The following is a 9,252-nucleotide window of genomic DNA, read 5'->3' as shown; positions in this document are numbered from 1 at the left end:
TATTTTGAAGTTCGTTATCCATTCTCTCAAACTCGTTAGCTACCGAATGAATATTATCAACCGCTTGTTGAAAAGCAGCAGAAAATTGTTTTGTTAAATCTAAAACTTGTTGATTCGCTTCTTGTGCTTTCGAGTTAACAGATAGCGTTGTACGCGTCGCCTTTGTTATAGAACGACTTGTTGCACTTTGAATCCTGTCAGAGGCTGATCTCATTTTCGTAGCAATTTGTGTTGCTGTTTGTAAATTACTTTGAAATTGTCCCATTCTTTAAAATCCTTTCTGGAATTTTCTGAATATACAGAGAGAATTCCGATAAATATATGAAATTTCCTATCAATATCAATTTTTCTAAGTTATAAACTAACCTTTTCATACCCCTTTTTTCCTAATATATAATTATAACATGTAAAAAATTAGAAATTAATCCATTTAAAATAAAAATTTAATAAACAGATTATAAATATAAAACAAATATGATTAATCAAAAAAAGGAATCCCTATGGGATTCCTTTTCTTCTAACTTCTAAAACTGCTCACACAAATGATCTGTACATCAATTCATGTTTGAAATACAGATCATTTGTATGATATTTTTATAAATAATTCCTAAATAACAAACTTACATTACTGCTTTGAAAAGTTCTTGTACTAACGCAATTGCTCCACCTATAAATTTCAAAACTGCTATTGCAATTTCCGTGTTTTTTCTCACTTATTATTATATTAAGATTTATTGAATTTATGTACCTTCATTATAGTAAGCATTTACAAAAATAGCAATGCTTTTTTAAATATAATATTTTATACAGTTAAATCCAACATTCTATAGAAATAAAAGTATACTTAAAAAACAACATATTAATAGCAAGGGAATGCTTGTAGACTGATCTGTACTGCATTCCCTTATTGTATGTATGCTATATTCTTATTCGCCTTTTTCTAACAGTAGAACCACGAATCTTGGCGAAGACATTAGTTTTTGCCCTGTCCTGGGAGTCCGTCCTCGCTTTTTATTCCACGGTTCCCTTGACCACGAGCCTCCGAACCCTCAAACTCCCAAAGCTAACCCCAGCGGGCAAAAACCGCCCTTCTGGGGCCACCCCTGGCGAGTTTGCATGAGGGTTCCCCTCATCGTCAAGGAACTTTCGCGGCATAAACGCCAGGACTCAGCGATTCCACATACGCGACAACCACGATTCCTTCTAAATACATTTTTTATGAAAATTAGCTTTTTAACTTTAATATTCACATAAAATTATACCTATAATTTCACTTACCGTATTTTAAAACTTCTTAATAAAAAAACAGAACATTAAAGTGTATTATATTTTTTCACTTGTAACGGGATAGTTACAACATATAAATCTACAGCATAATAAATAATCCAAATCCCTTTACCTTCAACATCAAGTTTTGATTGAAAAAACTGTTCTGAAATTTTTCTTTTCCCCCATTTTTTAGGGAACCATTGAAATACTTTAGGGACATTATATTTTTTATTAGACCATACCTTTAATCTCCACAGAGCTAAAATAACTGTAATAAGAATAATAAAACTAATAAAATCGGAATACGAAGCTTTTAAAAACATATATCCTCTACCTTTTCACTAGATTTGAATTCCCCTATCACATAGGTAATATCACTTCTTATTAAATTTACTGTGTACCAGTTCAAAAAATTTATTTGCACCAAATGAAATTGCGCCAATAATAAGAACACCAATAATAAGATAAATCTTTTTAAATAAGTTGTAAGGAGATAAAATAGCAACCACAAGAAGTATTATAATTGCAACAAATGTGACTAATTTTCCAACTTTAAATGCTTGCATATCAGCTTTCCTCTTTCTTTGGTTTTTCAAATTCAATAAATCCTCCAAGGCCAAAACTTAATTACTCCAGTCTTATATTAATCCCGTTTTTTTGTAAATTTATCATAAAATTTCTCTTGCGCCCACCGTCCGAATTTTAAAAAACATATTAAACCTACTCCCAAAAGAATGAGAACAATAGTTCCCAACATTTTTTCCCACCAATTGTTGGATGGAGTAATCATTAACCCTATAATAGATACAGATATTACGACATAAACTAAAATATATAATGGTTTATACGATGGAGTTTTCATATCATTTTTTCTCCTCAGGTTTTATTCTATGGAAATAAAAATATACTAAAAAAACAACATATTAATAGCAAGGGAATGCTTATATGCTAATCTGTACTGCATTCCCTTATTCTATGTATGCTATATTCTTATTCGCCTTTTTCTAACAATAGAACCACGAATCTTGACGAAGACATTAGTTTTTGCCCTGTCCTGGGAGTCCGTCCTCGCTTTTTATTCCACGGTTCCCTTGACCACAAGCCTCCGAACCCTCATCGTCAAGGAACTTTCGCGGCATAAACGCCAGGACTCAGATTATAAATCTCAAAAAAATCATTTTCCAAATAACTTCGCAAAAAAACCTTTTGATTCCGTAGACGCTGTTAATGATTTTGTTTCTTGTACTTCACGAATTGTTTCAAGTAACTTCTGATCCCGTTGCTCTAACTTGTTATCAATATAATCTTGTTGCTTTTGTAATTGTTCAATTAACAATTTATTAAATCCCTCTTGTTTCTCACTATATTCTCTAAGTTTACTAACTTCATTTTTTAATGATTTTAATTCTTCAGCTAAAATTTCTCCAACTTCTTTACTAGGTACAGGCTTTATACTTTCCCCACCTGTAGCAAAATAATGTTCAATTTGTTTCATTGAGTAATTCTGTTCCCTATGTAATTGTTTAACCATCTTCATTTGCTCAAGAGCTTTCTCATTAAAAACATTATAGCCTGATTCATTTTTCTCTAAAGGAATATACGTCCTTAATTCTTTCATCCAATTTCTTATAACATTTGGCGATTCATCTAAACACAATGCAACTTCTTTAACAGTCATGGCTATATAACCTGGTTTTTCTTCACCTAGGTTTTCACTTTTATCCATCTTTTTACCCACCTTTAAAACCTAGATAAAAACCTAAGTTTTTTAAATATCAAGGGTTATTTTCAAAAAAATCAACCTTGATACCTAGGTATCAAACCTAGGTTTTTACTAATTCATTTTACTAAGGTTTATATCCTTCTGTCATATAAAAATAACAGAACTCTTCACATCTCTAAGTCATACTTCATTTTCTTCTTAATAAATGATTATTTAATCCATATAACGAAGATCATAGCCTCGCCACAAAAATTTTTCTAATAACCTTGCAACAAACCACAATTAAATTTACATTCTTGTTTTTTTAACATAATAAAATTCAGTTAAAAAATAAGTCATTTTATAAAATTGGAAATTCAGAATCAAAAAAGAGAGAAGAGCATAAGGGGTTTTTGGGCCCAACTAGGGGTTGGGACTAGGCGGAGCCTACCTTAAACGTGGGTACACGAAAATTCCCAGGATGTCCACTCACTGACGACACCAAACCCTCCAAATGTCCCCCTTGTGTCCCTAGATGTAGACTCAGTGAGTACACAAAGTCCCTTTGATGTCTCCATATGAGTACTCACTAAAGACATGATATTTTTAATAAATTGCAATCAAACATTACTTTAAAATACTAAAAGAAAACAATAGACATTAAATAAATATAAATCTTTAATCTAGAAATAAATAACAACAAAATACAAGATGCTATTTAAGAGCTTCAGAATCCTTTTTAAAGAATATAAATCTAAAACAATACTATTTGTCGTGAAAACGAAAATGAACGCTTAAAAAGCAAAATAAACAGGTTTAAAAGAAGGTTTTTCTTTGCTTTTGGGGTTGAGGCTGGTTCGTCGTGTGGGGACGAGCCCCCACGTATTACGTATCTATCAATGTGGTAAGTGAAATTATTAAGCGAAGGCACTAGCGATTCGGCTCGTATAATAGCAATTCAAGCCGATGATCCCAAATAGTTGCTTTTGGATGTATCGGCTTGGTGATATCCAAACTCGAGCCGAAAAAAGTTTGGCAAGGATGTAGCAAAGCGAAAAGGGTGGAGATTTTCTGTAGCAAAGCGAAAGAAAATACGACCCGTTCCTTGCGGAACTTTTAGCCCTTTATATAGAGAGTGAGAAGGGACAAGCATACCAAAGTACAAAATAACCAGTAATATCAAGGGTTTATCGAACTTTTTATACTTATCAAATTTGATAAGTTTACTTATCAAATTTGATAAGTATAAAAATGTAAAAAAAAGACATCTAATTGATGTCTTTTAAAAAAATTTAATAGGTAAATCTTTTAATGGTTTAGCTCTCATAATTTTTATAAATTGTATCTTTAATCCTTCTTCAATATTATCCCGATCTCCAGCATATAAAATATGAGGATTGATAAATAATGCATAAGACTTTACATTGCTATTTTCTACAACACTTTCAGAACGAGCAATAATCCCTTTTGTATATAATGCCTTTACAACCCTACTCACTTTAGTCTCGCTTGTCTCTAAAGACTTCGCTAATTCTCTTTGTGTAAGCGGTAATGGTTGTTTCTTTTTTGGATTATCTACAATTGCATTAGATCCAAAACCTATAAAAGGAATCAAACTCATTAAAAATACAATTTCTTCATTTTTTAAATAAGATATACTTTGTAAATAACTCCAATTGTCTTGAATAATTTGAACAAATTTGGCTTTATTTTTTACTTTTCGCTCTGGAACTAATTTCATTCCTCTTAAATTAGCTTTTGATTGAAGTTCATTTGCTAAATACATCTCTTCTTCTGACAAGATCTTCGAATCCTCGATATCTCTCAATCTTGCATTTTTTTCAGCTTGTTTTAAATTGATAGTATTTGTCATAATTTTTCTCCTTGTTCCTAGTATTTACAACTAGTACGGAGACTTTTTTTATGCTATTATGTAATTAGAATTTTATAAGAATAAAAAAGCCTCTTATGTATAGTTGTAGCGTCGCAACTCAATTATATCATGATTGGCTTTTTTTGTTATAACTAATAGAAAAAGAGTCCTAAAACAATAGGGACTCTTTTTTTATTATTCCTGAATGTAAACTTTTGAATATTAGTTTACATTCAAATCCCTATAAATATTGACTTCACTCCAAATCCTCTGATATTCTCAATTTATATAACAAAAGTATACATTCAAAACACTATAAATAAAGAGGTCAAAAAACCCATGAACAAAAAACAACATCTCATTGATGTCCAACCCATCCGTAGCAGAGAACAGATCGAAGATATGAAATAGGCCCTCAAACGACACTGTTCAGAACGAGACTATATTCTATTTTTAACTGGAATCAATACAGGATTACGTATCAGCGATCTACTTCAAATCGAAACACAAACCATATTAATACTAAAACGAAAAAAGAGAAAAGAATTCAAAATCAAAGAGGAAAAAACGAAGAAAGAGCGCATGATTAATCTCACTCCTATTTTTGATGAAGTGTACAATTATGCCCAGACTTTAAAAAGTTCCTGGTTATTTCCATCACGAAAAAAAGATAAGCCCATCAGTAAAATCCAGGCTTATCGACAATTGCAAAAAGCCGGAGATTTTGCTGGTGTAGAATCCATTGGTACTCACACCATGCGCAAAACCTTCGGCTATTGGTTCTATAAACAAACAAAAGATATAGCCATGTTACAGGAGATATTAAACCACAGCACACCACAAATTACACTCAAATATATTGGAATCAATAAAGAAGAAAAAGATAATATTCTTGATAGATTTCAAATTTAATTTACTTAGAATTATTATTTCAACTGTCATAAAAAATAAACATAAAGAGACTTCTTATTTTAAATTAAAAGATCTCTTTATGTTTATTTTTTAATTATATTTTCGAAAAAATGTTAGATTATACATTTTTTCTTTGTTATATTTGAAGAATAATTGGAGTATTAAGATCAACTGATAGAGGTGTTTGCGTGGAATTGTTTGAGTATTATAAAAAAAAGGGGAAGTTTAAGTTTTTAATTGGAACCGGGCTTTTTCTTTATGGATTAATTGGTATGTATAATACTTGGGGTAATATTAATTGGGGACCAGTAATCTTAATTATTATAGCTTCTCTTGTATTTTTCAGTATTGGATTTTGGCAATTAAGAAAAGGAAATTTACTAGAAAAGAATATAGTTAAAAATGATTTAACGTTTTGGGATATTGATACTTATGTTTTATTAGAATTGCCCGAAAATAATAAACATTTAGGCTTATATACTCCTGATGGGGGATATGTAGCAGGAACAAAGATGATTTCTTCAACATTACCTATTTTAAAAAATAAACAAGTTTTTGGATTGGAAGCAAGTGATGGGGAAATTCTTGCATACTTTCATAGTGAAGTTGAAAATTATGATTGGGCTATTTATGATTCAAATTATAATTGTGTAGGTATGTTTAAAGAAAATATTATACAGGGATTTGGAATGGTACGTGGTTCTTTAATAAATGAAAAAGAGATAAAACTTTCTGAGGTAGAAGTTGAATTTGATTTTTTCGAAACGTCTTTTCGTACAATAGATGATCGTATATTAATAAACTGTAAAAAGGGATATATGCCTTTGGAATGGAGTGAAAGATTTGGATTAAATGTACCTATTATTAAATTAGGTAATAATATTTCTAATGCTGAAAAGATATTTGGTTTAGGTATTCTTCTTTATATTTTAGAAACTATTAAAGTAAGAAAAAGTAGGATTTTTAATGATTAGAATTTAATATTTACATTATAAAAGTTATTAAATGTTCTATTAGGAATCACATCACCAAAAGCGAAAGTAACTCCAAAATCAATTTTTATTGTATATTTTGGAGTTACTTTACGTTTACTTCCTAAATTGATGAGCATGTGTTGTACCAGAACCAACTGGAAATAAAAGTGGCAAGCGGGTACATTCCAATTGTCGTTTTTTTATAGCTTTGTATGTATTTGAATTCCTTTTGCTTTCTCCTCTTCACCCTTCACACGTACAATTAAATCATATGATCCTGATTTTGATGTTTCAAAAGAAAGTAAACCTTCTTTTTGAGAAGTGACTTCTTCCTCATAAATGACCTTATCATCTTTTGTAACTTGCAAAAAAATCGTACCTTCTTCAACAGCTGCTTCATAAGGAATTTCCACATTTCCTTTTTCAGCTTTAAGGGTTTGCACATCATAATACCCCTGCAAAGAACCAATTGTTAAAGTCGTTTCGCCATTTTTTTGAACCTTTGTGACTTTTGTTACTGTATTACATGCGCTTAACAATACAACAAGAGTGAAAATGAGAAATGAACGAAGCAATTTCATAGAAACTTCCCTTCCTTTAAACATATATGTATTAAAATTCATTCATTAACTATTTCAAAAACACCAACAGCTTAAAAAAATCACCGTTTTTCTTCAACTTCTTTTTTAAATAATTTTTGAAACTCTAATTCTGTTTCATTAATAAAACCAAGATGTAAAACACTAGAAATATCTTCATGATTCAAAAAGAAATTATACTCCGAAGAAATATTACCATGAGGAAAATAACAACATACATAATCCCATGTTTTTTTTGTTTCAGAATCCATCTGTTTTCGTCCATAAACCATTAGTGGATGTTCCCAATCTTTAAACATTACAACAGAACCTATTGGAAGTAATTCTAACTCTAATTTTTGCCCCATCTTAGTTTCCCCTTCTTAAAATAGCCTTTTTTATAATAAAATAAGTGATAGAAAATAACAAACAAGTACCAATTATACCAAAAACTGCAACTGAAATGTTACCTGCTAATGTTTCATTTGGATCCAATGCATTAGGTAAAATTGTACCGAAAATTGCAATACAAGCTAATATAATCATAAGATATTTAAATTTTTTCACTTTTTTATTCATACTAATTATCTCCTTATTCCTTAACACTAACTTCTAAACCAAATCCCCATAAACCTACACCAGGACCAAATGGTGCATGAAATTTGAATCCGCTTTTTCCAGCTTCAAAAGATCCCCCGAGTGTCGCAAGCGATGCTGATCCCCCGATTTGTAACTTTTTATTCATAAATGGAATAGGGATTTTTATACCACCCTCATATTTTACTAAAGAAGCTTCAGCTCCTACATGTAAATTTCCATTTTCCACATGAGCACCTAACTCTGCATTAGCAAGTGCTACTTTAGCCTCAGCTCCTATTCCAAATCCTTTAATATTCTCTTCTTCTATTCCAGCTTGGGCTACTGTAAAACCAACCATAGGTCCATAGGTTTGTTCTCTCTTTTCTTTATCTTTTACATCAAATCTATCATAAGTACGAGAGCTTACAAATGGCTCAGCTTCAAGTGTAAGACCCTTAATAAATAATATACCTTCCTTTTCCTCTGTAAATGATTTTTCATACTTTTCACCATTAATTACATTACCAATTCCTTTTACAACTACTCCAGTAACTTTTTCTACTCCATTAGCTGTTTCCTCAGCTGTTTCCTTTACCACTTTTGAATCCATCAAAAACCAATCATTTTTAACAGCTTCTTTTTCAATTTGAACAGCATGAACTTTATCTTCTGATTTTTTTTGAATAGCTACTGCCCATTCCATATTTAATTCTTTCACACTAAATATCCCCGTTGAAGCACTAAAACCTTTTCCACTTTGGACTTCCGCAAGACCTGTGGCAATACTAGTTGCTAATTGAAGTGCTGTACTATAATTATTACTAGAGGTCTGATTGAATTGATACAAATGATCCAGCTTTTCTTGCAGTTTTTGCCTCATAACAATAAAAAGATTTACCATGGCATCCATACCCGGAATTGGCATAGCTTGATTAACAGCTTCCATACTTGTTTTCATTCGGTCAATTTCTCGAATTTGTTCTAATAATTCTTGTTCAATAACATCAGTTGAAGCTACCTGTGATTGAAATTGACTTGGAAAGGCATTATTCTGACGGATTAGTTCTTCACATAAGTAAATGATTCCTTGCGCTAGAGGACGAAAAGTTTGTACAAAAAATGATTTTGCACTGCTATATGTTTGTCCTTGTAGAACCGTATCAATTGCAAAAGCGTCAATCGACTGAATGGCTTGTTCCATACCTTGAATGGTAGCCGTACATACAGCGTTCATACTTTGAGTTTGGCTTTGCACTTCTCCCAAATACATATTTAAACTCATGAATTGACCTCCTTTGCTAGATTTTGTTTTTGATAGTAAAGGTCATTTTCTAAGTCACTAAGATTTCGTTTTTCCTTAAGCAA

11 protein-coding genes and 2 pseudogenes are annotated in these 9,252 nt (G+C 31.2%); 2 read left to right on the top strand and 11 right to left on the bottom strand.

The genetic code is table 11. From position 1 onward, the window contains the following. The 6 genes from MR109_RS29090 to MR109_RS29065 form a co-directional block, all read right to left on the bottom strand. On the bottom strand, positions 1-265 hold a 265-nt coding region (locus tag MR109_RS29090), incomplete at its 3' end, for a TIGR04197 family type VII secretion effector (protein WP_242274787.1). A 1,048-nt stretch (positions 266-1,313) separates the two neighbouring features. Continuing rightward, entirely contained in the window at positions 1,314-1,592 is a 279-nt protein-coding gene (locus MR109_RS29085; protein ID WP_242274786.1) for a hypothetical protein, read from the bottom strand. Positions 1,593-1,643: 51 nt separating this feature from the next. Continuing rightward, the gene (locus MR109_RS29080; protein WP_242274788.1) at positions 1,644-1,835 is read right to left on the bottom strand and encodes a hypothetical protein; all 192 of its coding nucleotides are present in this window, start codon (positions 1,833-1,835) and stop codon (positions 1,644-1,646) included. A 77-nt stretch (positions 1,836-1,912) separates the two neighbouring features. Then, positions 1,913-2,131, bottom strand: a complete 219-nt coding sequence (locus MR109_RS29075) for a hypothetical protein (protein WP_242274785.1) — start codon at positions 2,129-2,131, stop codon at positions 1,913-1,915. Between the two features lie 312 nt (positions 2,132-2,443). Continuing rightward, on the bottom strand, positions 2,444-2,995 hold the full coding sequence (locus MR109_RS29070; RefSeq protein WP_242274784.1) for a MerR family transcriptional regulator: 552 nt from the start codon (positions 2,993-2,995) through the stop codon (positions 2,444-2,446). Positions 2,996-4,253: 1,258 nt separating this feature from the next. Next, on the bottom strand, positions 4,254-4,844 hold the full coding sequence (locus MR109_RS29065; protein WP_002205120.1) for a helix-turn-helix domain-containing protein: 591 nt from the start codon (positions 4,842-4,844) through the stop codon (positions 4,254-4,256). A 339-nt stretch (positions 4,845-5,183) separates the two neighbouring features. Here MR109_RS29065 and MR109_RS29060 point away from each other — a divergent pair. Together MR109_RS29060 and MR109_RS29055 are read left to right on the top strand one after the other, a co-directional pair. Further along, positions 5,184-5,756, top strand: a pseudogene (locus tag MR109_RS29060) (tyrosine-type recombinase/integrase). A 188-nt stretch (positions 5,757-5,944) separates the two neighbouring features. Continuing rightward, the gene (locus MR109_RS29055) at positions 5,945-6,730 is read left to right on the top strand and encodes an ABC transporter ATP-binding protein (RefSeq protein ID WP_242274783.1); all 786 of its coding nucleotides are present in this window, start codon (positions 5,945-5,947) and stop codon (positions 6,728-6,730) included. 200 nt (positions 6,731-6,930) lie between these two features. Here MR109_RS29055 and MR109_RS29050 read toward each other — a convergent pair whose 3' ends face one another. The 5 genes and pseudogenes from MR109_RS29050 to MR109_RS30605 all read right to left on the bottom strand — a co-directional run. Beyond that, a complete protein-coding gene (locus MR109_RS29050; protein WP_242274782.1) occupies positions 6,931-7,311 on the bottom strand; it encodes a BA_1872 family lipoprotein in 381 nt (126 codons plus the stop codon). An 80-nt stretch (positions 7,312-7,391) separates the two neighbouring features. Further along, complete coding sequence (locus MR109_RS29045) at positions 7,392-7,676, bottom strand: DUF4176 domain-containing protein (protein WP_242274781.1); 285 nt, start codon at positions 7,674-7,676, stop codon at positions 7,392-7,394. 1 nt (position 7,677) lies between these two features. Continuing rightward, positions 7,678-7,887 carry a hypothetical protein gene (locus MR109_RS29040; protein ID WP_242274780.1) on the bottom strand — a complete coding sequence of 70 codons (210 nt, stop codon included), beginning with the start codon at positions 7,885-7,887 and terminating at the stop codon, positions 7,678-7,680. A 13-nt stretch (positions 7,888-7,900) separates the two neighbouring features. After that, positions 7,901-9,169, bottom strand: a complete 1,269-nt coding sequence (locus tag MR109_RS29035) for a T7SS effector LXG polymorphic toxin (RefSeq protein WP_242274779.1) — start codon at positions 9,167-9,169, stop codon at positions 7,901-7,903. Then, positions 9,166-9,252: pseudogene (locus MR109_RS30605) on the bottom strand (DUF3958 family protein); the annotation flags it as partial. The pseudogene MR109_RS30605 and the gene MR109_RS29035, both read right to left, overlap by 4 nt.

The sequence above is a fragment of the Bacillus cereus group sp. BfR-BA-01310 genome, assembly GCF_022664325.1.
In the GTDB taxonomy this organism is placed as follows: Bacteria; Bacillota; Bacilli; order Bacillales; family Bacillaceae_G; genus Bacillus_A; species Bacillus_A paramycoides.
The sequence above is the reverse complement of the archived record's forward strand: the minus strand, read 5'-3'. Positions and strand labels throughout refer to the sequence as shown.